Below are 25,875 nucleotides of genomic sequence, written 5' to 3' on the forward strand. Positions count from 1 at the left end.
TTATTTACCGGAAGCTTGCTCCAACAGTTTCTTTCCTTTAGCTATTGCATCATCTATCGTACCCACATTCAGGAACGCCGATTCCGGCAGATAATCCACTTCACCATCCAAAATCATCTTGAATCCGCGCACAGTCTCCTCAATAGGAACCATCACACCCGGAACTCCCGTAAATTGTTCCGCCACAGTAAAAGGTTGTGAAAGAAAACGCTGTACACGACGTGCACGATTAACCGTCTGGCGATCTTCATCGGAAAGCTCCTCCATACCTAATATGGAAATAATATCCTGCAACTCTTTGTTACGCTGCAATATTTGTTTAACACGCTGTGCCACATCATAATGTTCCTGACCTACAACGAGCGGGTCAAGAATACGGGAAGTCGACTCCAATGGATCTACGGCAGGATAGATTCCCAATTCGGTAATCTTACGGCTTAATACGGTAGTTGCATCCAAATGGGAGAACGTCGTAGCCGGAGCAGGGTCGGTCAAGTCATCAGCAGGAACATAAACCGCTTGTACTGAAGTGATAGAACCTGTCTTGGTAGAAGTAATTCGCTCCTGCATGGCACCCATTTCAGTAGCCAGCGTCGGTTGATAACCTACTGCCGACGGCATACGGCCCAACAAAGCAGACACTTCCGAACCTGCCTGTGTGAAACGGAATATATTATCAATAAAAAACAGAATATCTTTAGAACCTGTGCCGGAACCCATATCACGGAAAGATTCTGCAACCGTCAAACCGGAAAGTGCCACTGAAGAACGCGCTCCGGGAGGTTCATTCATCTGCCCGAACACCAACGTTGCCTGAGATTTCTCCAGTTCTTTCGGATCGACTTTAGATAAATCCCAATTTCCTTCCTCCATGCTTTTCTTAAATTCCTCACCATATCGGATTACACCGGAACCAATCATTTCCCGAAGCAAGTCGTTACCTTCACGGGTACGTTCACCAACACCTGCAAACACGGAAAAGCCATTATGTCCTTTTGCGATGTTATTGATTAACTCCATGATAAGCACGGTTTTACCTACACCGGCACCACCAAACAAACCAATTTTACCTCCTTTAGAATAAGGCTCTAACAAATCAATCACCTTAATTCCGGTAAATAAAACCTCCTGTACGGTAGATAAATCTTCAAACTTGGGGGGATCACGGTGGATAGGATAAGCACCGGTTCTATCCAGTGGCTTCATTCCATCGATGGAATCACCGACGACATTCATCAATCGACCTTTAATTTGCTGTCCGACCGGCATTGTGATAGGTCCTCCCAGTGGGATAACCTTCATGCCACGTTGCAAACCATCCGTGCTATCCATAGCAACGGTTCGGACGGTGTTTTCACCAATGTGTTGTTGAACTTCCACAATAAGAGTCTTTCCATTCTGGCGTTTTATCTCCAATGCATCGTGAATACTAGGTAAGAGTAATTCCGTATCGATATCTTTACCTTCAAAATAAACGTCTACAACCGGACCGATTACTTGCGAAATGTGCCCTACAATCTGTGACATAAGCATTTCTTATTCTTAGTTATTTTTCTTAGTTTCTTTGTCGAGTCTATTTACCCGTTTGTAAAATAACAAATCAGGAAAATGATTTGTTCACGACCAAATAGTTAAATAAACAACTTTGCAAAAGTAAGAACAAAATGGAAACTCTGTTCTCGTTTTTCGTTTTTTAATATTTCGACACACTATTTGCACCGTACAGCAGTAAAAAGATTAAAAACTGTAATACAGTTGTATTGCATTCACTGTCAACAAAATAAAAGGGCTTTTCAACAGTTGAAAAGCCCTTTTATTATCATCAATATTATACTTTAAAAATAAAAAAGAATACTAATTGACTTCTTACCGTTTGCGAGAACGGTGTTTATCCATATCTTCAAAACTAGTACACTTTTACCTTGTCTGCAACTGCTTTAGCTTTAGTTCGCAAAGCATCTAAACCACTTCCGTTGGGAGCATAACACAACACAACTCCCATTCTCCGGTTCATCTTTGTATATGGTTTACCGAAAATACGTAAATATGTATTTTCTTCTTTCAATGCCTCTTCCATTCCTTCATAACGAGGTGGTTCTTTGCTGGCAATAGGTGAAAGAATTACGGCACTCGCTCCCATTCTTTCTTGTGTGATGGAAGGAATCGGTAAACCGAGTACCGCACGTAAATGAAGTTCAAACTCATTTAGGTTCTGTGTTCCGGCAAGCGTCACCATACCTGTATCGTGCGGACGTGGAGATAGTTCTGAGAAGTAAACCCCATTTTCATGACTCAAGAAGAACTCTACTCCCCAAAGACCTGCACCTGTCAGAGCACGGGTCACTTTCTCTGCCATTTCCTGCGCTTCTTTTAAATGTTCCGGCGCAATATGTGCGGGCTGAAAACTTTCACGGTAATCGCCTCCCTTTTGCACATGTCCTATCGGTGCACAAAATAAAGTAGGTCCGTTCTTTTGTGTAACGGTCAGCAATGTGATTTCACTATCAAACTTTATGAATTCCTCAATAATCAATTCTTTAATATCTCCACGGCTACCGTTGCAACCGTATTCCCAAGCATGCTCCAATTCCTCACGGCTACGTACCAATGACTGCCCTTTACCCGAAGACGACATCAACGGCTTCACCACACATGGAAAACCTATCTTTTCAGCAGCCTCTTTTAGTTCTTCCAAAGATTTCGCATAATAATATTTCGCTGTTTTCAGTCCTAATTCCTTCGCTGCAAGGTCACGGATGGCTTTACGGTTCATCGTAAAGTTTACGGCACGCGCACTCGGCACGACTTGTATACCTTCCTTTTCATAATCATACAAACGCTCTGTACGAATTGCTTCAATCTCGGGCACAATAATATCCGGCTTATGTTTTGCTACCACCTTATCCAGTTGTTCTCCACACAGCATATCGAACACTTCATATTCATCGGCAACTTGCATGGCCGGTGCACCTGCATACGAATCACACGCTACAACGTACTGTCCTTTACGCTGCGCTGATATTACAAATTCCTTACCCAATTCTCCGGAACCGAGCAACAGTATTTTCTTTGTCATTGAGTTTATATTTAAAGACCTTATTATATTGAAGCGCAAATTTAAAACTTATTTTTCAGACATCAGAGTGTTTCTTTAGAATCTTACCGAATAAGTTTTTCTACTTCCTTGAAAAAAATCAGTTCCATAATATATGGAACTAAAGTTTCCAAAGGTTGAAACAAAGGTTTCACAATATATGGAACTAAAGTTCCACAATATATGAAACTTCAGCTCCTATAAAGTGAACCTACAACAGCGTCTCAATGAGATTTAATGAAACCACAGTTGGAATGTAGGTATCATAAAATGGTTTTGTGCCACTAAAACCAGACACACAATGAATGACACAATCCATAATGCGAATAAAGTCCATTTTAAGCCGGAAGACATCTGTTTCCAGGAAGTAAATAACTGACATAACACAGAATAAACAAGTGCAATCAACGGAATACCTATCAGAAGCGTCATGAATATCCCAAAGACCGAAGTAATCATAGGAGACGATCCTACCATCACATAATCAGCCGGAAGCAAACTATAAAGGTATGCTCCGCCACCAATAGCCAGTCCGATTGCAGCAATGACAAATGCAAAAAGACAAATGGCAAGCACAAACAATACCGGACTAAAGACAATGGCAAGAATAATAAGGAACAGTTTGATAACCAATCCGGCAACCATCACCAATGCATCCCCTATTTTCTGCAAAGCCGTACGAGGTTTATCTGATTTAATAAAATCATTCACTTCACTTGACATCCGTTCAAAACCATCTGTTACCGTCTTTCCTATATTCTCTACGGTAATCTTTTCCCCACGCATCGCCAATTTCTCAGAAGCGGTATGCGCCATCGGGATAACCAGCCAGCCTATCAGATAAATCAGTACAATCGGGAAATGAATAAACGGTAAAACCAATAATAACAACATTACAATCCGGATAATCGTAGCATCCCATCCCATATAGGCTGCCAAACCTCCTGCCACACCTCCTAATATCTTGTTATCCGGATCGCGATAGAGCTTTCGGTGAATACTTTCTCTGTACACTCTTTCAGAAGTGCCGTTACTTTCCGGCTGTTCTTCTTTTTCCTCCGACAAATCTTCCGGTTTTCCCACCCGTTCAATGACTTGTTCCACATCCTCAATCGTAATTACCTGATAACCAGCATTTATCTTTTCCATAAAAAGCTCGGATATACGCAGTTCAAAGTCTTTCACAATCTCGTCCGCACCTTTCTCTTTCTTAAAATGATATTTCAGGTTAGACAGATATTTATCCAACAAACGGTACGCATCCTCATCTATATTAAAAACCGTTCCGCCCAAATTCACAGTCAATGTCTTTTTCATTTTATCTACATTTAATGATTCGTAATGTGATTAATCGTATCACTCAATTCTCTCCATGCATTTTCCAGTTCCCCTAAAAACAGCTCTCCTTTAGGTGTCAACCGATAATACTTGCGTGGTGGTCCCAGTGTAGACTCTACCCATTCATAGCTCAATAAATCATCATTTTTAAGACGAGTAAGTAACGGATAAAGCGTACCTTCCACCACAATCAATTTTGCCTCCTTCAATTTCTGAATAATATCCGAAGCATAGGCGGGTTCTTTATGCAGAAGCAGCAAGATGCAATACTCGAGCATTCCCTTCCTCATTTGTGATTTTACGTTATCTGCATTCATTTCTTTTTATTTATGCGACAAATATATGCATTACATTAGTACCTTGTTATACAAAGTACCTTATTTTAATCATTATTAGCACTTAACAAATTATCAACCTTTTTATTTCCATTTATGGAAGCAATCATTTATATTCGCCGTTGTAAAAACTACTATAAAAACGAGTATAATGTTTAGCATAAGAAAAGCAACTATAGACGACTGTGAATTAATAAGAAAACTTGCCGAAGTGGTATTTCCCGCTACCTACCAAGAAATATTATCTCGCGAACAACTGGATTATATGATGGAATGGATGTACTCGATAGACAGTCTGATAAAACAAATGACCGAAGAAGGGCATGTCTACTTCATTGCTTACAAAGAAGATGAAGCATGCGGATATGTGTCCATTCAACCGGAAAGCAAGGACTTATTTCATTTACAAAAGATATATGTACTCCCCCACTTTCAAGGACATCATTTAGGAGAAAAACTTTTCCGAACAGCAATCGATTATATAAAAGAAATACATCCTGAACCGTGCCGGATGGAATTGAATGTAAACCGTAACAACAAGGCATTACAGTTTTATGAGCATTTGGGAATGAAGAAAGTACGTGAAGGAGATTTCCATATCGGTAACGGATATTACATGAACGACTACATTATGGGGATAGATATTTAAGATAGTAGCGGCATATAAATAAAAATCCATCCGTTACACCTTATATATATAGGAGACAACGGATGGATAAGAAATAATACTTCTCAATATCTTACTGGTGCTGCGGACGTAACAGGTCGTTCACCGTCTTCACCGGATTAAAAGTGCTTAACGGCACTTCAACGAAAACTGTATTCCAATCACTCATTGCGCCATTCCACAATCCCGGAAGTTCAAGGGCTTTCAGGTCTTTACCGTTCTTTGATTTATAAGAGATAAAACCGGTCGCTTTATCCACATACTTCACCAAATCAAATTTGTGTCCTTTATAGTCACGCACGGCACAAACCAAATCCACCGGATTGAAATGCGTACCCTTTTCAAACATTTCTTTCTTTTCAGGATCTTTCATGTCAATTTGCGAACTCTCCAAAATCTGCAAAGAGATAGTACCATCCTGATTATAAGCAAGGAAAGGACCGCCACCGGGTTCACCCACATTCTTCACCATACCACACACACGCATAGGACGGTTTAATTTCTTTCTCAGATAAAGAACTAAGTCCGCATCTTCCAAATCCTTAATCTTCGGATTACGGCAGAATAGTTTTTGCTGTACAAAACGAATTACTTCTTCAATCTGTTCCTGAGTATATTTCCCACTATCCAGCAACTCCAGATATTTGAAAGCCTGTTTCTGTAAAGCTACCAGTACACCGGCTATCAGCTTTTTGTAAAGAACTGTATCGTCTTTCAACTTATCCGGCACCACATTATCTATGTTCTTAATAAAAATCACGTCGGCATCCAGATCATTTAAATTCTCAATCAATGCACCATGACCACCCGGACGGAACAACAGTTTATCATTATCACGGAAAGGCTTATTATCCATATCAGCAGCCACAGTATCCGTACTCGGCTTCTGCTCTGAGAATGTAATGTTATAGTCTACATCGTACTTCAATGAATAATCCTTTACTTTCTCTTCCACCAAAACACGAAACAAATCTTTGTGCTCGGCAGATACGGTGAAATGTACATTTACCCGTCCTGTTTTTCCGGCAGCATATAAAGCTCCTTCCACCAAATGTTCTTCAAGAGGTGTACGTGCACCATTCTCATACTTATGGAATTTCAGCAAACCTTTCGGCAAAGCACCATAATTCAATCCAGCCTCATTTAACAAGTTTGCAACAACAGCCTTATAATTCTTTGCAGCAATCAAAGCAGGGATATCCGCCTTTTCATTCTGTTTGCATGCTTCATTCAAATCATTATAAAAAGCGAAGTCTGTTATTTTTGCGAAAAACTCCTTCTCAAAAGCAGTAGTCGGCTTATCATAATCTGCGCCTAAAAACTCGAATAAATTCTTAAACATACGGCTGGCTGCTCCGGAAGCGGGAACAAATTTAACAATAGTTTTGTTACTGTTCTTATATTCATCCCATGCAGCCAGATATTGTTTTTGTTCATCTGAATCCGGTGAAATAATCCCTTTACCGATAGATGCAGCCGCATCTAATTTAAGAAAAGGAAAACCTTGTTCAAAACATACCAGCTGCTCTTTTATCTGCTCTTCAGAGATTCCTTTCTTTGCGAGCAATTCCTTGTCTTGAGGTGTTAACATTGTACCTTATTTTATAGATTATTATTGTTATTGCAAATCGTTTTTAAATCTAAATTGATGCCCAAAAATACAAAAACTTATTTATGAGTGCCAATAAAACCAACAAAAAAACTTACTTTTACGTCGAAAAATTAAAAAGTTATGGAGGAACTATTTTTCACAGATAAAGAAAAGACAGAACTTATCCCTTTATATAAAAGACTGCTACAATCGGCAGGCGAAAGCATAAGCAGAGAAGATTGCCGGAAGTTAAAGGCTCACCTTATCAATGCTGTACAAAGCAACTGCCTGCAACGCAATAACTTTGGGATGAATCCTATTATCCGGAACTTGCAGACGGCTGCCATTGTTTCCGAAGAAATGGGTATGAAACGTGCATCCATTCTGGGTATTATGCTTCATGACACTGTAAAAAACAGCTTTTGCTCCATAGAACATATACACCGCGAATACGGAGAAGATGTAGCAGGCATCATTCAAGGATTGGTCAAAACGAATGAGCTATATGCCAAAAGCCCAACCGTAGAATCCGAGAATTTCAGGAATCTGCTCCTGTCGTTTGCCGAGGACATGCGCGTTATTCTCATCATGATTGCCGACCGTGTAAACATTATGCGGCAAATCAAAGATTCACCGAATGAAAGTGACCGTATACAAGTTGCCAACGAAGCAGCCTATCTTTATGCTCCGTTAGCTCATAAGCTCGGTTTATATAAATTAAAATCAGAACTGGAAGACCTTTCCTTGAAATATACTCATAAGGATGTATATTATGAAATCAAAGATAAACTGAATGAAACAAAGGCTTCCCGTGACAAATACATTGCCGCATTTATAAAGCCTGTCAAACAGAAGTTAGACGCCGCCGGGCTAAAGTTCTCAATAAAAGGCCGTACGAAGTCCATTCATTCCATCTGGAATAAAATGCAGAAGCAACATACGCCATTTGAGAATATATATGATTTATTTGCAATCCGCATCATACTTGATTCTCCGCGTGATAAAGAGAAACAAGAATGTTGGCAGGTATATTCCATCATTACGGATATGTATCAACCCAATCCCAAACGTTTGCGTGACTGGCTTTCCATTCCCAAAAGTAATGGTTATGAGTCTCTGCATATTACCGTCATGGGACCGGAAGGAAGATGGGTGGAAGTGCAGATACGTACACAAAGAATGGATGAAATAGCCGAACGGGGACTTGCCGCACACTGGAGATATAAAGGTGTCAAAGGCGAAAGCGGCTTGGATGAATGGCTTACTTCCGTGCGCGAAGCTTTAGAACATTCGGAAAATGACTCCATGAAAATCATGGATCAGTTCAAAATGGATTTATATGAAGACGAAGTCTTCGTGTTTACCCCTAAAGGAGATCTGTTCAAACTGGCAAAAGGTTCTACCGTATTGGATTTTGCCTTCCATATTCATACGAAATTAGGATGCAAATGTATCGGAGCAAAAGTAAACGGCAAGAATGTCCAGCTCCGGCAAGTGTTGAACAGTGGCGATCAGGTTGAAATAACGACGTCCAATACTCAGACCCCTAAGCAAGACTGGCTCAATATTGTAACCACATCGAAAGCCCGTACCAAAATCCGTCAGGCTTTAAAAGAAATAACGGCGAAACAATCCGAGTTTGCTAAAGAAACACTGGAACGAAAATTCAAAAACCGCAAGATGGAGTATGATGAAAGCATAATGATGCGATTAATCAAGAAGCTCGGATTCAAGACGGTTACCGATTTCTATCAAAAAATAGCAGACGAAACACTCGAAGTAAACGATATACTCGACAAATATACTGAACTTCAAAAGAAAGAGACAGACAACCATGACGATATAGTCTACCGCAGTGCCGAGGGTTACAATATGCAGGTACTACAAGATGACAAGACGACAAAAGAAGATGTGCTCGTCATCGACCGCAACCTGAAAGGAATAGATTTCAAGTTGGCGAAGTGTTGTAATCCTATTTACGGAGATGATGTATTCGGTTTTGTCACTATCAGCGGGGGTATCAAGATACACCGAACCAATTGTCCTAACGCAGCCCAGATGATGGAACGTTTCGGCTATCGAATTGTAAAAGCACGTTGGGCGGGGAAATCTTCCGGTTCACAATATCCGATTACTTTGCGTGTGGTGGGACATGATGATATTGGTATTGTAACGAACATTACATCCATTATTTCAAAGGAGAATGAAACTTCCCTCCGTTCCATCAGCATTGACTCAAATGACGGACTATTCTCCGGTACATTGACCATTATGATCGGAGATACATCCAAACTTGAGAATCTTATTAAGAAACTCAAAGCAGTGAAAGGAGTCAAGCAAGTTATCAGAAGCTGATACACCTTATTATATATGGAGAAATTTAGTTTCAAAAAAAGAGCAAAGAGCTTTGTATATGCAGGCAAAGGATTAAAAAGTTTCATTTGCAAAGAGCATAATGCATGGATACACTGTGTAGCGACTATCGCAGCAATCACATTGGGGATGGTGCTGCACATCTCTACCAACGAATGGATTGCCGTTATTATATGTATAGGAATGGTATTTGCAGCCGAAGCATTCAACACGGCAATCGAACGACTCGTAAATCTGGTATCTCCCGATTATAACAAAACAGCGGGAGATGTAAAAGATATTGCGGCAGGAGCAGTACTGATCTGCGCCATAGCCGCAGCTATTGTCGGGTTCATAATATTCCTGCCGAAACTCATATAGTAAGAAACAGATTATTCAACTCCGAACCTGTAAACCGTATGACTGATAAAAGTATCTCCCGGCCGCAACACGGTACTCGGGAATTGCGGTTGATTGGGACTATCTTGCAAATGCATCGACTCCAGACAGATAGCTCCACGTTTAGGATAGGCAATTCCGTTTTTCCCCTGCTGTTGTCCCTTTAATCCGTTGGCCGTATAAATTTGCAATGCAGGTTCGGTTGTATAGACTTCAAGCGTTCTCCCGCTCACCGGATCGGAAACTTTGGCTGCCAACCGGGTATCATCACCTTCCGTGTTCAAAATCCAACTGTGATCATACCCTCCAACAATATTTAATTGTTCATAATCATCGTTTATCCTCTTACCTATTACTGTTGGGGTATTAAAATCCAGTGGAGTATCCGCCACGTCCCATATCTCTCCCGTCACACATTTTGTACTGTCATAAGGAGTGAAATGATTTGCATTAACATAAAGCAGCTGGTCTTCAATCGTCGAGTTCAGATTTCCGGATATATTAAAGAAAGAATGATGTCCGATATTAATTACAGTAGGAGCATCCGTCTCTGCTTCATAACGAATATCCAATTCATTATTTTCCGTTACCGTATATATAATATGTATACCCAAGTTACCCGGAAAACCGTTTTCACCATCAGGAGAAAGATAACTTAATTTTAAAGTATTGTCTGCCAACATTTCCGCTTGCCAGATACGTGAAGCAAAACTCGGTTCTCCCCCATGCGCACAATGAGTATCTTTATTTGCCATCAACTTATATTCAACAGAATCCAATGTAAAATGCGCATCACGTATCCTGCCGATATAACGTCCGATAGTTGCGCCAAAATTCTGTTTCTTGTCTAAATAATCCTGAATAGAAGCATATCCGCAAACCACATCTTCCAACTTACCATCACGGTCAGGAACCATAATGGAGACGACACGCCCTCCATAATTAGTGATGCAAACTTCCATCCCTTTTTTATTCTTGAGAACAAACAAATCCGTCAATTGCCCGTCAATCTCTTTTTGAAAATCCGGACGATTCAACCCGGATAAAGTCATTTCATTTTGATTGCAAGCTATAAATACAGAGCAAACCATTAATAAAGAAGTTACTATTTTCAGTCTCATTATTTTATTTTTTATAGTTGGTTTTGTTTAATGATAAGGCCAAAGTTAATGATATTTAATTGAGAGAAGCTCTTCTACAATATCTTTTTTTACTATTTTATAAAAGTAATACAAGAAAAAGAATTACCTTTGCGTATTACTTTAAACAAACAGATGAAATGAAAAAGGTATTATTTTTAGTTCTCATGCTTACAATGGGATTAACTTATGCCTCTGCACAACAAGCGGAGATCAAGTTTGATAAAACGACACATGATTTCGGTACTTTCTCTGAAAGCAGTCCAAAAGTTACTTGTACTTTCAAATTCACGAATACAGGAGATGATTTATTAATAATACATCAGGCAGTAGCTTCATGTGGCTGTACCGTTCCTTCTTATACCAAAGAGCCGATCAAGCCGGGAGAAAGCGGTGAAATCAAAGTAACTTACAACGGCGCCGGAAAATATCCGGGACATTTCAAGAAATCAATTACAATCCGCAGTAATGCCAAAACAGAAATGACAAGGCTTTACATTGAAGGAGAAATGATTTCTAAAGACGGACTTGTTGCTGCGCCTCAAAATTAAAAAGATATGTAATCATAAAAAAAACGGTTGGCTATAAAAAATAGTCAACCGCTTTTGCTTTATATCACGTTTTAATTTATACTTGAAATTTCCTTCACCTTATCACTTTTATTTATTAATCATTGATTGGCAGTTTATTAAAGTGAAGGCAGTTTTTTCAGTTGAGAATTGAAAGTTTAGAGTTGAGAGTTAGAAAAGATTTAGAGAACTTGGTTCACGGATAACGCTGATTAGGCTGATTATAACAGATTAATAAAAAGAAATCCGCTTTCATCGGCTCCATCCGTGTCATCTGTAAACCATCGGATTTCTCTACTCTCTACTAAAAAAGTACCTTCACTTTATTTAATTGATAATCAACCACAAATGGTAAAAAAGTGATAAGGTGAAGACAAATCAAAGTAAATTGAAAATAGCTAAATCAACAGAATAACAAGCTAAAAATGCCTAAGGGAGCGTTGACTTACGCTCCGGTAGATGTAAGCGAACGCCCCTTTGAGCGTTAGCCATCACTCCCTTGGGCGACAGGCAACACCCTCTTATGTGATTTATAAAACGACCTGATGTTTTTCACAAGCACCTTGATGTTTTAAAAAAACATCAGGTTGATTGAAAAAAACATCAGGTCGTTTGTTGACAAAGATACGGTCGATTGACAACAAACTCCTATCGTTTGTAAACAACCGACCGTATGCTAAACAAGAGATACCAATAACTTTCCTAAACTAAAGTCTTGTTTTTAAACTTAAAATTAATGATAGTTAGCTATGTTTTCTTATATTTGTGTCCAATTATTGACACATTATTAATTATAAATCTATCACATGAAAGAAGAAGAAGATAAATTCACGGGACTGCCGGAGAATGCATTCCGTGAACTTAAACCGGGAGAGACCTATAATCCTCTTATGTCTCCTGACAAACAATACCCTGAAGTAACACTATGGTCTGTATTATGGGGTGTCAGTATGGCAATCCTATTCTCTGCCGCCGCGGCCTATTTAGGATTAAAAGTAGGACAAGTATTCGAAGCTGCTATCCCTATTGCGATTATTGCAGTCGGAGTATCCAGTGCCGCCAAACGTAAGAATGCTTTAGGAGAAAACGTAATCATCCAATCTATCGGTGCTTGTTCGGGAGTCATTGTAGCCGGTGCTATTTTTACTCTTCCCGCCCTTTATATTCTTCAAGCCAAATATCCGGAAATGACAGTTAGTTTCATGCAAGTATTCATCAGTTCTTTATTAGGCGGTGTATTGGGCATATTGTTTCTAATTCCTTTCCGCAAATACTTTGTAAGTGACATGCACGGTATGTATCCTTTCCCGGAAGCTACGGCAACCACGCAAGTGCTTGTTTCAGGCGAAAAAGGAGGAAGCCAAGCCAAACCACTACTATTCGCAGGACTAATCGGTGGATTATACGACTTCATCGTTGCTACTTTCGGTTGGTGGAATGAGAATTTCACGACACGGATATGTGGTTTCGGAGATATGCTCGCCGAAAAAGCAAAATTGGTATTCAAAGTCAATACCGGTGCTGCCGTATTAGGATTAGGCTACATTGTCGGACTGAAATATGCATCGATTATTTGCTTCGGTTCCCTTGCCGTATGGTGGCTCATTATTCCCGGAATGTCCCTTCTGTTCGGCGATCAGGTTTTGAATATGTGGAATCCGGATATTACCATGACCGTAGGCGCAATGAGTCCGGAAATGATATTCAAAGAATACGCCAAAAGCATTGGTATCGGTGGTATCGCCATGGCTGGAGTTATCGGTATCGTAAAATCATGGAGTATCATTAAAAGTGCGGTAGGACTGGCTGCAAAAGAGATGAAAGGTAAGAGCAATGTAGAGGTAAACGTTAAACGTACACAACGGGATATCTCCATGAAAATTATCGCAATAGGATCAATCATTACTATCATAGTGATATTCCTGTTCTTCTTCTTTGATGTAATGCAAGGCAACCTGCTTCACAGCCTTGTTGCCATTGTATTGGTAGCGGGAATTGCATTTCTGTTTACTACTGTTGCGGCAAATGCCATTGCCATTGTGGGAACTAATCCTGTATCCGGCATGACATTAATGACATTGATTCTTGCTTCTGTTGTGATGGTAGCCGTGGGATTGAAAGGTCCGGAAGGAATGGTTGCAGCATTAGTAATGGGCGGCGTTGTATGTACGGCATTATCTATGGCAGGAGGTTTTATCACCGACCTGAAAATAGGTTATTGGTTGGGTAGCACACCTGCAAAACAGGAAACATGGAAGTTTTTGGGAACGATTGTTTCCGCTGCCACAGTAGGTGGAGTTATCATGATTCTTAATAAAACTTACGGTTTCACCAGCGGACAACTGGCTGCTCCGCAAGCCAATGCCATGGCTGCCGTTATCGAGCCATTAATGAGTGGCGTAGGTGCACCATGGTTATTATACGGCATCGGAGCTATCATTGCGGTGATACTTACCTACTTTAATGTGCCGGCACTTGCTTTTGCACTCGGAATGTTTATTCCATTGGAACTTAATATTCCTCTTATCGTGGGTGGTGCTATTAATTGGTATGTAACGACACGCAGTAAAGACAATTCTTTGAATACGGAACGAGGAGAAAAAGGAACCCTGTTGGCCTCCGGATTCATTGCAGGCGGAGCTCTGATGGGTGTTATCAGCGCGGCAATGCGCTTCGGTGGCATAAATCTCGTAAATGAAGAATGGCTTTCCAACTCATGGTCGCAAGTAACGTCTTTAGTTGCCTATATACTATTAATCATTTACTTCATCAAAGCAAGTATGAAAGTAGACTCAAAGCATTAATTTGAAAAGGAATGAAGAAATCAGCAATTATATTATTATTGATACTTACTACTAATTTATTTGCCCAAAAGCCCATAGAGATACTTCTATGGGCCGATGGTGCTCCTACCGACAATGAGTTGAAAGGAGAAGAGAACACTCCTACCCTCACGGTATACCTTCCTTCAAACGGTAACGGGAAAGCAATCGTCATGTGCCCCGGAGGTGGTTACAGCCATTTGGCAATGAATCATGAAGGACACGATATGGCGCAATGGTTCAATGCACAAGGAATTGTATATGCCGTATTAAAATACCGAATGCCCAACGGACACAGTGACGTTCCACTTTCAGACGCAGAACAAGCCATGCGGATTGTAAGGGAACATGCAAAAGAATGGAAGATAGATTCCGATAAAATAGGTATTATGGGAGCTTCTGCCGGCGGACACCTTGCCTCTACTCTTGCCACCCATTACAGTAGTGAGCTAGCGAAACCGAACTTTCAAATACTCCTTTATCCGGTTGTCACAATGATAGAAGGAATTACACATTCCGGCTCCCGCAATAACCTGATAGAAAATGCCGCTGCCGGAAGTGAAAAAGAAGTAATGTTTTGCAATGAAAAGCAAGTAAATTCCCAAACTCCCGCCGCGTTCATTGCCTTATCCTCCGATGATAAAGTAGTTCCTCCCGCAAACAGCATCAACTATTATACCGCTTTATTGCAGAATAACATACCGGCCTCCCTCCATATTTACCCTATTGGCGGACACGGTTGGGGATTTAATGACAGTTTCCCCTATAAACGGCAATGGACTGAAGAATTGGAAAAATGGATACGAGAATTATACTAAACAATTAAAAATGACATGAAAAACAAACTCTTAATTTTAACTGGATTATTACTGCCGTTAGCTACTGTAATGGCGCAAGACAATGACAGGTACGTGATGATTACCAATCCGGATTTAACAAGTATCAACAGAGAAGCTCCCCGTAGCACTTTCACTTCATATACAAGTGAAAATGCAGCCATTCAAAACAACAGGAAAGACGGAACTTACCGTTTGTCACTGAATGGAACATGGAAGTTCAACTATGTAGAAGACTTTGAAAAATGTCCTGACGATTTTATGAAAGTCGATTTCGACGACAGTAAATGGGCTGATATCAAAGTACCCGGTAACTGGGAACGCCAAGGATTCGGTACGCCTATTTACGTAAACACAAGCTACGAGTTTACCTCTCCCGCACATATAGCACCTTTTTGGAAAAAGCCCAACCCTCCTTATATTCCCAAAGACTGGAATCCTACCGGAACTTACCGACGTGAATTCAACTTACCTAAAGATTGGGATGGAAAAGAGATTTATCTAAGTGCGGATGCTACTAAAGGCGCTGCTTTCTTCTATTTGAACGGTCAGTTTATCGGTATGAATAAAGAATCCAAGACACCGGCCCGCTTTAATATTACCAAGAATGTAAAGATCGGAAAGAATGTTATTTCAGTGCAAATACATCGTTTTTCCGATGCCAATTACTTGGAATGTCAAGACTTTTGGCGTCTTAGCGGATTTGAACGGGAAGTATATCTCTATGCGCAACCGAAGGTACATATTCAGAACTTCTTTGCACGCACACCTTTGGATGCCCAATACCAAAATGGTATCTTTAATCTCAGCGTAGATGTGATAAATAGCAATGAAAGCCCCATGACCTGCGTTCTTGCATATAACATACTTGACGCTGATGGTAAAAGTGTGGCATCGGCCAACCGGAAATGTACTTTGACCTCTACCGCCAAAGTAGAATTCGACCAAAACATCCTAAAAGATGTAGCTGCCTGGACAGCAGAAACTCCTAATTTATATACGTTGGTTATCTCTATCAAAGATGAAAACGGAAAGATATTGGAGGCTACCAGCAGTAAAATAGGTTTCCGTACCGTAGAAATTAAAGATAAGCTATTGAAAGTAAACGGTCAAGCCATTACCGTTAAAGGGGTCAATATTCATGAACATGATGAAATAACCGGTCATTATGTTACAGAAGAACTGATGAGAAAAGATTTTGAATTGTTCAAGAAATACAATGTGAATACGGTTCGTACATCCCATTACCCCCAACAGGAACGATTCTATGAGTTATGTGACGAATATGGATTTTATGTAATCGATGAAGCAAATATCGAGTCTCACGGTATGGGTTATAATCTCAAAAAAGGCGGTACATTAGGAAATAATCCTCTATTTTTAAAAGCACATCAAGACAGGACTATCAGTCTGTTCGAACGTGATAAAAATCATCCGTCTGTCATCATCTGGTCTTTGGGTAATGAAGCAGGGAATGGTATCAACTTCTATACGACTTATAATCTATTGAAACAACTCGACACACGCCCCATACAATACGAACGTGCCGAATTGGAATGGAACACAGATATTTTTTGCCCGATGTACGCTCATATCGACCAAATGATAAAATACGCTGTCAATCCGGAAAATGACCGTCCGCTCATCCAATGCGAGTACGCTCATGCAATGGGTAATAGCCTTGGTAACTTCCAGGATTATTGGGATGCAATAGATAAATATTACTTATTGCAAGGAGGTTGCATCTGGGACTGGGTAGACCAAGGATTTCTGGAAAAAGATAAAGACGGGAATAAATATTGGGCTTACGGCGGTGATTATGGAAAGATAGGAACTCCGTCTGATGGTAATTTCTGTATCAATGGAATGGTATATCCCGATAGAACTGTAAAACCACAAACAGAAGAAATGCGCAAAGTGTATCAAAACATCAAATTTATCAATTTCGATGCAACGAAACAAACGATTGACATACGCAATGACTTTTCGTTTACGAACTTATCTAAATATGACTTCTCCTATACAGTAACAGCCAACGGCAAAAATATTTCTAAAGAGGATTTCAAATTGGTTTTAAGTCCAAATGCTACACAAACAATACAGTTAGAGAACCTGCCTTCTACAGAAGCCGGACCGATAGAATATCATGTATTATTTGAAGCAAAAATCAGAAATGCAGAACCATTTCTTCCTGCTGGATACGTTATTTCTCATGAGCAGTACAGCATTAATCCGTTAGAAAAAGCCAGTGCAGGCAGAATGACTCCAGCCAAGATTGATGAAACCGATACGCAAGCTATCCTTTCCGGAAATAACTTCAAAGCTATATTCGATAAGGAAAGCGGTATGCTTATATCTTACAAATATAACGGTAAAGAATATATCTATAACCAGCAAGGACTGCATCCGAGCTTCTGGCGTGCACCGATAGATAATGATTATGGCGCACAGTTACCGAAAAAGTTTAAAGTGTGGAGAAACATCAGCGAAGCCGCTCCGAAGGCTAAAGATTTCCAGGTAACAACTAAACGCGGATTCTACCGTGAAAGCAACCCTAACGGAGTTCCCGGAAATCGTAACGGGCGTGAAAGTCAGGTTACTTACTCTGTTGTATCGTGCAATTATGATTATCCTGAGATAGACGGAACATGGTACATTACTTATACTGTATTCGATAATGGTGTTATCAGGGTAAATAATGAGTTTATTGCCAAAAAGCCTAAAGTTGCAATGATTCCGAGAGTTGGTCTGCGTATGCAAGTCCCTGTAAACTATAAGCAACTGACTTATTATGGAAGAGGACCTTGGGAGAACTATTGTGACCGCAAAACCGGTGCTTTTATCGGAGAATACGATTTCGATGTAAACAAAATGTACGAACCATACCTTCGTCCGCAAGAAAACAATCATCGTACCGATGTACGCTGGTTTACACTGAAAGACAAATCCGGTGCAGGAATCATGTTTATAGCGGACAATACATTTGAAATAAACGCATCCTCCTACCCGATGGAGACATTTGATAGTGGAGACGATATCTACAATGAACAGCCCGTATCGGAAACAACTTGTCATAGGCACATAAACGATCCGAAACCGGGTGAATTTGTTGATGTCTTTATTGACTATCGCATGATGGGACTGGGTGGAGACGACAGTTGGGGGGCACTCCTTCACGAGCAATACCGAATCAATGCAGATCAACCCATCAGTTATGGATTCAGCATTGTTCCATTCGGAAAAAAGACAGACACTAAATCATTAATCAAGCAATATTAAAAATAAAAATCCCCGATAGTCTCATGTCCATCGGGGATTTTTATTTAATGTAATATATACGGTTATTTACGTTGACCTAACTGTGCGTCAATATAAAACAAACCGGCATCACCTGCCATTCGGATTTTATCCACAATTCCTTGGGCTGTAGCCTCTTCTTCCACTTGTTCACGAACAAATCCCCACAAAAAATCCTGAGAAGCTTTGTCATGTTCAGCCGAAGCGACATCCACCAATTTGTCAATCAAAGCCGATACATGACACTCATGTTTATACACAGCTTCAAATACTTCCAATGGAGTCCCCCATCCTGTCGGAACAACATCTATCTTATCAACTTTAGCTTCACCTCCACGCTTCAAAACATAATCGGCAAGCATCAAAGCATGTTCCAATTCTTCTTGTGATTGTAAACGCATCCAGTGAGCAAATCCCTCATACCCTTCTTTTGCAAAAAAGAAAGACATCGACAAATACAGGTTAGAAGACCACATCTCGGCAACAACCTGTTCATTAATAGCATCCTGTAATTTCTTTGAAATCATAATTCTTGTAGTTTTATATAGTGATTGTAATGATTACAAAAGTAAGAATAATTTAAATAGTTGAGCATTTACAGTTCAATATTTAGCATAAATTCAACAACTTTTCATCCTTATTAATATTCACTTTTAACTTAAACAAACGAAAGCACAATAATGTTTTGCCAAATTTAAAAAGTAAATCCTTTGTGTATCAAATAAAAAGCATTACCTTTGCACCCGCCAATACGAGATATTGGCATTTAATTCAAATCATTAATTAAAATTATTTTTAAGATGGCAACCAAAATTAGATTGCAAAGAAACGGACGCAAAAGTTATGCGTTTTATTCAATTGTTATTGCAGACGTAAGAGCACCACGTGATGGTAAATTTATTGAAAAGATTGGTACTTACAATCCAAACACCAATCCTGCAACAGTAGATTTGAATTTCGAAAGTGCATTAAAATGGGTTATGAACGGTGCACAACCGACTGACACAGTTCGCAACATTCTTTCTCGCGAAGGTGTTTACATGAAGAAACACTTACTTGGCGGTGTTGCTAAAGGCGCATTCGGTGAAGCGGAAGCAGAAGCTAAATTCGAAGCATGGAAGAACAACAAACAATCAGGTCTTGCTGCTCTGAAAGCAAAAGAAGAAGCAGAAGCTAAAGCAGAAGCTAAAGCACGTCTTGAAGCTGAAAAGAAAGTAAACGAAGAAATTGCTAAGAAAGTAGCTGAAAAGAAAGCTGCTGAAGCTGCCGCTAAGGTAGAAGCAGAAGCACCTGCTACAGAAGAAGCTACACCTGCTGAAGAAGCACCTGTTGCTGAAGCTGCTGCTGAATAATCAGTCTTTGCATAAAGTATTTGTGAAAGTTCCCTGAATAGATTCATTTCTTTCAGGGAATTTTTATATTCAATACGAATCTTACAAATATTGATAACTAATTTATCCTGCAAATATTACTCATTGTATAGACTTGCCACGAGCCTTTCTTTTCTCTAACTCCTCTTTCAAAAAACGTTGGCGATCATTGGCTATATAGCGACGAGCAAATATATTAGGAACAGCTACTCCCAAAGAAATACAAAGAATAATCAATGAAGCGTTAATCCCATTAGACATTGCTAGAGTAACCTCTCCTATCACGCCTGTCATATTGATAAATGTAAAAAGAGAACGATACATCAGTACGCCCGGTATCATAGGAATAACAGAAGGAATGGTCAATACGTGATTAGGAACGTGAAACCAGTGGACTGCTTTTATCGCTATCAGACTAACTATAAAACCTCCCATAAACGAACCGATAACCGGACCAAACCCTAATTCGAAATTTACAAAATTCCGTGTACAGACAGCGATGACTCCACCTAACGCTACCACCCAAAGCAAACGACGCTGAATATTGAATATCATCGAAAAGCCAACCGCTGAAATAGCAGCAGCAATGGCATATATTAAATAAGAATCATGAGGAACCATACTCAATTCACTGAATTTCTTATCTATATTAAAATCTTCCATAACCAATAAACGCATAGCGAGCACAATACCAAATGCCATCGCTCCTACCATCATCACCGTATTCGCCGCACGGGTAATACCTACAAGCAAATAATTATCTATCATATCATCCACAAAATTAATCAACGGTACTCCCGGTACAATAAACAAAGCACAGGCTAGCAACGGATGATAAGGCGTAGATGACAAACCTGTAAATGAAGACAAATATGCTAAACAAGTTGAAACAAAAGCTGCAATAGCAATACTCATATATACATTTATGCCAAATTCAATACACCGGGCACGTACGCGAAAGCCACAAAAAGCACTGATGGAAGCAAACAGAAATGCAATCCAATCACACCCAAACAGTTTACAGAATCCACCACATGCAAACCCCGCACCTACAGCTACCAAATAAGGAGTATAATTACGCTTTTTCGTGCTGATTTTATTCAGTTCCTCTTCATATTGATCAAGGGAATAATCACGTTCAATAGCTCTCCAGGATAATTTACTTATTTCACTAAGAGCTGTCATATTGATACCATGTTTCTCACACTTTTGAAATTTGGAATAAGAATGTGCACCGTCACTTACATTCACAACAAGCATTGTATAACTGACATCAATATGTAATTTATCCTCGGGAAGTCCCAGATAAGCAGCAACACGGTACATATTGCGTACTATACGGTTAGTGTCTGCCGCACTTTCCACCAACAGTTTACCGGTACGCAACAATAAATCCAGCTTACGCCTAAGTAATAGTACTTCTTGTTCTGATAATTGTTCGTTAATTTTCCGGTTATCCTTCATCGTCATATTTGTTAACATTATATTACCTTGAAAAAAGGTGCAAAAGTACAAAAAAAGACGGCAAGCTACAACCACTTGCCGTCTTTTCTTTCTTACTTTATCTTATTCTTTTATCCACCGAAATCATCAAACATTAACATATTACGTGGCACACCCAAATCATAAAGCATATTCTCTACAGCTTTACTCATCGGACCCGGTCCACACATGTAATATTCAATATCTTCAGGAGCTTCGTGATCTTTTAAATAAGTATTATAAATCACCTGATGAACGAACCCTGCCGTATACTTCACTCCTGCTGCATCAGCTACAGGATCAGGACGGTCAAGTGCCAAATGGAATGAGAAGTTAGGGAAGTCTTTCTCTAATTGTAAGAAGTCCTCTAAATAAAATACCTCATTCAAAGCACGTGCACCATAGAAATAAGACATCTTACGGTCTGTTGTGTGCAGTGTTTTAGTCATGTGCATAATCTGTGCACGCAATGGAGCCATACCGGCGCCACCACCTACCCACATCATCTCTCTCTTAGAGTCGAAGATAGGATGGAAATCTCCGTAAGGGCCGCTCATCATTACTTTATCACCCGGTTTCAAAGTGAAAATATAAGAAGAAGCTATACCCGGCATCACATTCTGGAAACCAGGTCCCTGATCTTTCGGTTTAAAAGGAGGTGTAGCAATACGTACTGTCAACATGATACGATCACCTTCAGCCGGATAGTTAGCCATTGAATAAGCACGGATCGTTTCTTCATTATTCGTACACTTCAAACCAAACAAACCGAAGTTTTTCCATGCCGGTAGATATTCGTCTCCAATAAGTGCCTTATCAATATCCTTATCATAATCCATCGAATATTTAGGAATCTTAATCTGCGCATAAGAACCCGGCAAGAAATCCATGTGCTCACCCGGAGGCAATGCCACGATAAATTCCTTGATAAAAGTAGCCACATTCTTATTGCTGATAACTTCGCATTCCCATTCTTTAACTCCCATTACAGATTCGTCTACCTTAATAGACATATCATTCTTTACTTTCACCTGACATCCCAAACGCCAATGATCTTTTTGTTGCTTACGACTGAAATGACCGACCTCAGAAGGAAGTATTTCACCACCACCGTCAAGAACCTGACATTTACACTGTCCGCAAGAACCTTTTCCACCACAAGCGGAAGAAAGAAAAATACCATTAACAGACAACGTATTCAATAAGGTAGAGCCTGAATCGACATCCAATACATTATCACCATTGATCGTTAATTTTACTTTGCCTGAAGGAGATAGATAATTCTTTGCTACAAGCAGAATAACGACAAGCAAAAGAATCACCACAAGGAATACTCCAATGCTTGCTAATATTAAATTCATATCCATTGTTTTATTCCTTTCCTTTTAAATTTTCAAACCAGAGAAACACATAAATGCCATAGCCATCAAACCTACCGTAATAAACGTGATGCCTAATCCCTTCAATGGAGCCGGAACATCAGAGTATGCCATCTTTTCACGGATAGCAGCCAAACCAACGATAGCTAACAACCAACCGATACCGGAACCCAACGCATAAGTTGTAGCCATACCGATATTCACGAATTGTCTTTGCTGCATGAACAAAGAAGCACCCATGATAGCACAGTTAACGGCAATCAGCGGAAGGAAAATACCCAATGATGCATATAAAGAAGGACTGAAACGTTCAACGACCATTTCCACCAACTGAACAATACCGGCAATTACAGCAATAAAAAGAATAAAACTAAGAAAGCTCAAATCGACTCCTTCAATCAAAGCATCGGCTTTCAATACATAATTCTCCAGCAAATAGTTGACCGGCAAAGTTACAATCAATACAAAAGTTACTGCAATACCAAGTCCTAGTGCTGTTTTTACATTCTTAGAGACCGCTAGGTAAGAACACATCCCCAAGAAGAATGCAAATATCATATTGTCGACAAATATCGACTTTACAAATAAACTTAAATATTCACTCATTTCTTTTTAAATTAAGGGGTTATTATTGTTCTTGCATCGATTTATTACGAGCACGTTGTACCCAGATAATACATGCTACGATAATTAATGCCATCGGAGGCATCAACATCAAACCGTTATTCAAATATCCCATTTCATAAAATGACTGTGGAATAACCTGGAAGCCAAGCAGTGCACCTGAACCTAATAGTTCACGGAAGAATGCAACAATTACTAAAATAATAGCATAACCTAATCCATTACCAATACCATCTAAGAATGACTCCCAAGGACCGTTTGCCATAGCAAATGCTTCCAAACGTCCCATGAGGATACAGTTGGTTATGATTAAGCCTACATATACCGAAAGCTGAACGCTAACATCATATGCAAACGCTTTCAACACTTCACTTACAATGGTTACCAAAGCTGCTACAACAACCAACTGTACGATAATACGAATACGATTCGGAATTGTATTACGAAGCAATGATATGATAACATTGGCAAAAGCAACAATGACCGTAACAGATAATCCCATTACAATTGCCGGCTCCAATTTTGCAGTTACGGCAAGAGCCGAACAAATACCAAGAACCTGTACGGTTACCGGATTATCTAGATTAAGTGGGTTTGAGAATACTTCTTTATTCTTCTTAGAAAACAATTGACTCATTTCTATTTCCCTCCTTATTTATTAATTAAAAATTTATCATACTGTTCCAGACAGTTCTTCAACATATGGTCTACAGCAGTAGAAGTAATCGTACCACCGGAGATACCATCTACATAATCCTGCCCTTCTGCCGTTTTACCTGGTTTGACTACTGCAATAGATACCAACTTTCCATCTCTCATGATATGCTTACCCACGAAAGGTTTTTGGAAATGTTCAGTAGCAATCTCAGCACCCAATCCTGGAGTTTCACCCTGATGAGAAAAGTAAGTACCGCAAACCGTATCTTTATCATCGTCTAAACCGACATATCCCCAAATTGGTCCCCAAAGTCCCGTACCACGTAAAGGAAGTACATATTTTGTAGCACCATCCACTTCACATACATAAACAGGAAGTTCACGTTCAGCAAGAGGTTTAGCCATTTCCTTCACAACATCAACTTTGAATCCACCCTCTTCTTTGACCGTTTCGCCGTTAGCGTTAATGATAAGATCCTGCTTTACATATTGTTTATACAATGCTTCTGCATTTTGTCCCTGAGTAGAAACGTTCAATGCACTCAATATCTGTTTCATCTTATCAAGCTCTACGTTCTTATTCTGTGTATCTTTCAAAGAAGAAGAAACAAAAGCCAACAAGAATGCTACGATAACAACCATTACCGAAGCATAAATGATAGTATAAGAATTACTATTTGTATTCATTGTCTTCCGGTTTTAGTTGTTTGACTTAACAGCACGTTTTTCACGACGACTGATATTGCTTTGGACAATACAATAATCGATCAACGGTGCGAAAATATTCATTAATAAAATAGCAAGCATCATACCTTCCGGATAACCTGGATTCAAAACACGGATAATGATAGCCATCGCACCAATTAAGAATCCAAAAATAAATTTACCCTTTTCCGTACGTGCGGAAGTTACCGGATCTGTTGCCATAAACACAGCACCAAAACAGAAGCCTCCTAATACAAGATGTTCGTACCAAGGCATATGAGCCATCGCTGTGTCAGGACCAAAGTTATTAAAGATTAGTCCCATTAATGCTCCACCAACAAATACAGAAATCATAGTCTTCCAGCTTGCAACACCTGTCCATAATAACAGAATTGCTCCCAAAAGAATAGCAATAACACTTGTTTCACCAATTGAACCCGGAATCAGCCCTACCACCATATCCCAGAAAGATGTTGGATTACCTATTGCATTAACGATGGTCGGGTCGGAAGTTGCAGAAACAGCCGCTTGTCCAAGAGGAGTAGCACCCGTAAACGTATCAACAACCTGTCCACCGCCAAAACCAAATACACTGTCTTTACCAATCCAAACCGCATCACCAGACATTTTAGAAGGGTATGCAAAGAAAAGGAATGCACGGGTGACAAGAGCGACATTAAATACATTCATACCGGTACCGCCAAATACTTCTTTAGCAAATATCACAGCAAATGCAGTTGCAACAGCCAATATCCAAAGCGGGCAATCTACCGGAACAATCATCGGTATCAACATACCCGAAACCAAGAATCCTTCTTGAATTTCTTCCTTTTTCCATTGTGCTACAATAAACTCAATTCCAAGACCTACTACATAAGAAACAACAATCTTAGGTAATACGGCAAGAAAACCATAGAAAAACATTTCCCAGAAACCGGCATTCTCACCAATTGCCAGAAAGTGCTGATAACCTACGTTATACATACCGAATAACAAAGCCGGCATTAACGCAATAACAACTATCGACATGATTCGCTTGCTATCAATTGAATCGTGAATATGAGTTCCCGAATTCGATGTCTTATTCGGAACAAAGAGAAATGTCTCAAATCCGTCAAACACCGATTGGAATGCGTGGAACTTGCCGCCCTCTTCAAAGTTTGGCTTTATCTTGTCGAGATAATTTCTTAACGCTTTCATTAATTATTAATTATCGATT

Annotated in this window: 21 protein-coding genes; 8 read left to right on the forward strand and 13 right to left on the reverse strand. The window is 39.7% G+C overall.

The genetic code is table 11. The features are described 5' to 3' along the window. The 4 genes from atpD to DXB63_RS09100 form a co-directional block, all read right to left on the reverse strand. Positions 1-1,527, reverse strand: a complete 1,527-nt coding sequence (gene atpD, locus DXB63_RS09085; RefSeq protein ID WP_122126088.1) for a F0F1 ATP synthase subunit beta — start codon at positions 1,525-1,527, stop codon at positions 1-3. Positions 1,528-1,906: 379 nt separating this feature from the next. After that, positions 1,907-3,076: a formate-dependent phosphoribosylglycinamide formyltransferase gene (purT, locus tag DXB63_RS09090; protein WP_122126089.1), complete on the reverse strand. Its 1,170-nt coding sequence runs from the start codon at positions 3,074-3,076 to the stop codon at positions 1,907-1,909. 252 nt (positions 3,077-3,328) lie between these two features. Continuing rightward, entirely contained in the window at positions 3,329-4,411 is a 1,083-nt protein-coding gene (locus DXB63_RS09095) for a PspC domain-containing protein (RefSeq protein WP_122126090.1), read from the reverse strand. 11 nt (positions 4,412-4,422) lie between these two features. Further along, on the reverse strand, positions 4,423-4,749 hold the full coding sequence (locus DXB63_RS09100) for a PadR family transcriptional regulator (protein ID WP_122126091.1): 327 nt from the start codon (positions 4,747-4,749) through the stop codon (positions 4,423-4,425). Positions 4,750-4,918: 169 nt separating this feature from the next. On the opposite strand from DXB63_RS09100, the gene DXB63_RS09105 reads away from it, so the two are divergent. Continuing rightward, a complete protein-coding gene (locus tag DXB63_RS09105; RefSeq protein ID WP_122126092.1) occupies positions 4,919-5,416 on the forward strand; it encodes a GNAT family N-acetyltransferase in 498 nt (165 codons plus the stop codon). A gap of 91 nt (positions 5,417-5,507) precedes the next feature. On the opposite strand, the gene DXB63_RS09110 is transcribed toward DXB63_RS09105, so the two are convergent. Beyond that, a complete protein-coding gene (locus DXB63_RS09110; protein ID WP_122126093.1) occupies positions 5,508-7,025 on the reverse strand; it encodes a DUF4301 family protein in 1,518 nt (505 codons plus the stop codon). Positions 7,026-7,166: 141 nt separating this feature from the next. On the opposite strand from DXB63_RS09110, the gene DXB63_RS09115 reads away from it, so the two are divergent. Both DXB63_RS09115 and DXB63_RS09120 read left to right on the forward strand, forming a co-directional pair. Next, a complete protein-coding gene (locus DXB63_RS09115; protein ID WP_122126094.1) occupies positions 7,167-9,380 on the forward strand; it encodes a bifunctional (p)ppGpp synthetase/guanosine-3',5'-bis(diphosphate) 3'-pyrophosphohydrolase in 2,214 nt (737 codons plus the stop codon). Between the two features lie 15 nt (positions 9,381-9,395). Further along, the gene (locus tag DXB63_RS09120) at positions 9,396-9,758 is read left to right on the forward strand and encodes a diacylglycerol kinase family protein (protein WP_122126095.1); all 363 of its coding nucleotides are present in this window, start codon (positions 9,396-9,398) and stop codon (positions 9,756-9,758) included. Positions 9,759-9,769: 11 nt separating this feature from the next. On the opposite strand, the gene DXB63_RS09125 is transcribed toward DXB63_RS09120, so the two are convergent. Then, a complete protein-coding gene (locus DXB63_RS09125; RefSeq protein ID WP_233522834.1) occupies positions 9,770-10,897 on the reverse strand; it encodes an aldose epimerase family protein in 1,128 nt (375 codons plus the stop codon). Positions 10,898-11,055: 158 nt separating this feature from the next. On the opposite strand from DXB63_RS09125, the gene DXB63_RS09130 reads away from it, so the two are divergent. The 4 genes from DXB63_RS09130 to DXB63_RS09145 all read left to right on the forward strand — a co-directional run bounded on the left by DXB63_RS09130 (position 11,056) and on the right by DXB63_RS09145 (position 18,421). Further along, the gene (locus DXB63_RS09130) at positions 11,056-11,466 is read left to right on the forward strand and encodes a DUF1573 domain-containing protein (protein ID WP_122126096.1); all 411 of its coding nucleotides are present in this window, start codon (positions 11,056-11,058) and stop codon (positions 11,464-11,466) included. Between the two features lie 824 nt (positions 11,467-12,290). Next, positions 12,291-14,288, forward strand: coding sequence for an OPT family oligopeptide transporter (locus DXB63_RS09135; protein ID WP_122126097.1), 1,998 nt, complete (start codon positions 12,291-12,293; stop codon positions 14,286-14,288). Between the two features lie 11 nt (positions 14,289-14,299). Continuing rightward, entirely contained in the window at positions 14,300-15,124 is an 825-nt protein-coding gene (locus DXB63_RS09140; protein WP_122126098.1) for an alpha/beta hydrolase, read from the forward strand. Between the two features lie 15 nt (positions 15,125-15,139). Then, on the forward strand, positions 15,140-18,421 hold the full coding sequence (locus tag DXB63_RS09145) for a glycoside hydrolase family 2 TIM barrel-domain containing protein (protein WP_122126099.1): 3,282 nt from the start codon (positions 15,140-15,142) through the stop codon (positions 18,419-18,421). A 62-nt stretch (positions 18,422-18,483) separates the two neighbouring features. On the opposite strand, the gene DXB63_RS09150 is transcribed toward DXB63_RS09145, so the two are convergent. Further along, positions 18,484-18,966, reverse strand: coding sequence for a ferritin (locus DXB63_RS09150; RefSeq protein WP_122126100.1), 483 nt, complete (start codon positions 18,964-18,966; stop codon positions 18,484-18,486). A gap of 273 nt (positions 18,967-19,239) precedes the next feature. Here DXB63_RS09150 and DXB63_RS09155 point away from each other — a divergent pair, with 273 nt between their 5' ends. Continuing rightward, positions 19,240-19,791: a 30S ribosomal protein S16 gene (locus DXB63_RS09155; protein WP_122126101.1), complete on the forward strand. Its 552-nt coding sequence runs from the start codon at positions 19,240-19,242 to the stop codon at positions 19,789-19,791. A 120-nt stretch (positions 19,792-19,911) separates the two neighbouring features. On the opposite strand, the gene DXB63_RS09160 is transcribed toward DXB63_RS09155, so the two are convergent. The 6 genes from DXB63_RS09160 to DXB63_RS09185 form a co-directional block, all read right to left on the reverse strand. Next, on the reverse strand, positions 19,912-21,273 hold the full coding sequence (locus tag DXB63_RS09160; protein ID WP_122126128.1) for a threonine/serine exporter ThrE family protein: 1,362 nt from the start codon (positions 21,271-21,273) through the stop codon (positions 19,912-19,914). 110 nt (positions 21,274-21,383) lie between these two features. Beyond that, positions 21,384-22,658: an NADH:ubiquinone reductase (Na(+)-transporting) subunit F gene (nqrF, locus tag DXB63_RS09165; protein ID WP_122126102.1), complete on the reverse strand. Its 1,275-nt coding sequence runs from the start codon at positions 22,656-22,658 to the stop codon at positions 21,384-21,386. Positions 22,659-22,676: 18 nt separating this feature from the next. Further along, positions 22,677-23,276, reverse strand: coding sequence for an NADH:ubiquinone reductase (Na(+)-transporting) subunit E (gene nqrE / locus DXB63_RS09170; RefSeq protein WP_122126103.1), 600 nt, complete (start codon positions 23,274-23,276; stop codon positions 22,677-22,679). 22 nt (positions 23,277-23,298) lie between these two features. Beyond that, positions 23,299-23,931 carry an NADH:ubiquinone reductase (Na(+)-transporting) subunit D gene (locus tag DXB63_RS09175; protein WP_122126104.1) on the reverse strand — a complete coding sequence of 211 codons (633 nt, stop codon included), beginning with the start codon at positions 23,929-23,931 and terminating at the stop codon, positions 23,299-23,301. Between the two features lie 14 nt (positions 23,932-23,945). Further along, positions 23,946-24,638 carry an NADH:ubiquinone reductase (Na(+)-transporting) subunit C gene (gene nqrC / locus DXB63_RS09180; protein ID WP_122126105.1) on the reverse strand — a complete coding sequence of 231 codons (693 nt, stop codon included), beginning with the start codon at positions 24,636-24,638 and terminating at the stop codon, positions 23,946-23,948. A 12-nt stretch (positions 24,639-24,650) separates the two neighbouring features. Next, entirely contained in the window at positions 24,651-25,856 is a 1,206-nt protein-coding gene (locus DXB63_RS09185) for an NADH:ubiquinone reductase (Na(+)-transporting) subunit B (RefSeq protein WP_122126106.1), read from the reverse strand. Between the last annotated feature and the right edge of the window lie 19 nt (positions 25,857-25,875).

Source organism: Bacteroides sp. OM05-12, from assembly GCF_003438995.1.
GTDB lineage: Bacteria > Bacteroidota > Bacteroidia > Bacteroidales > Bacteroidaceae > Bacteroides.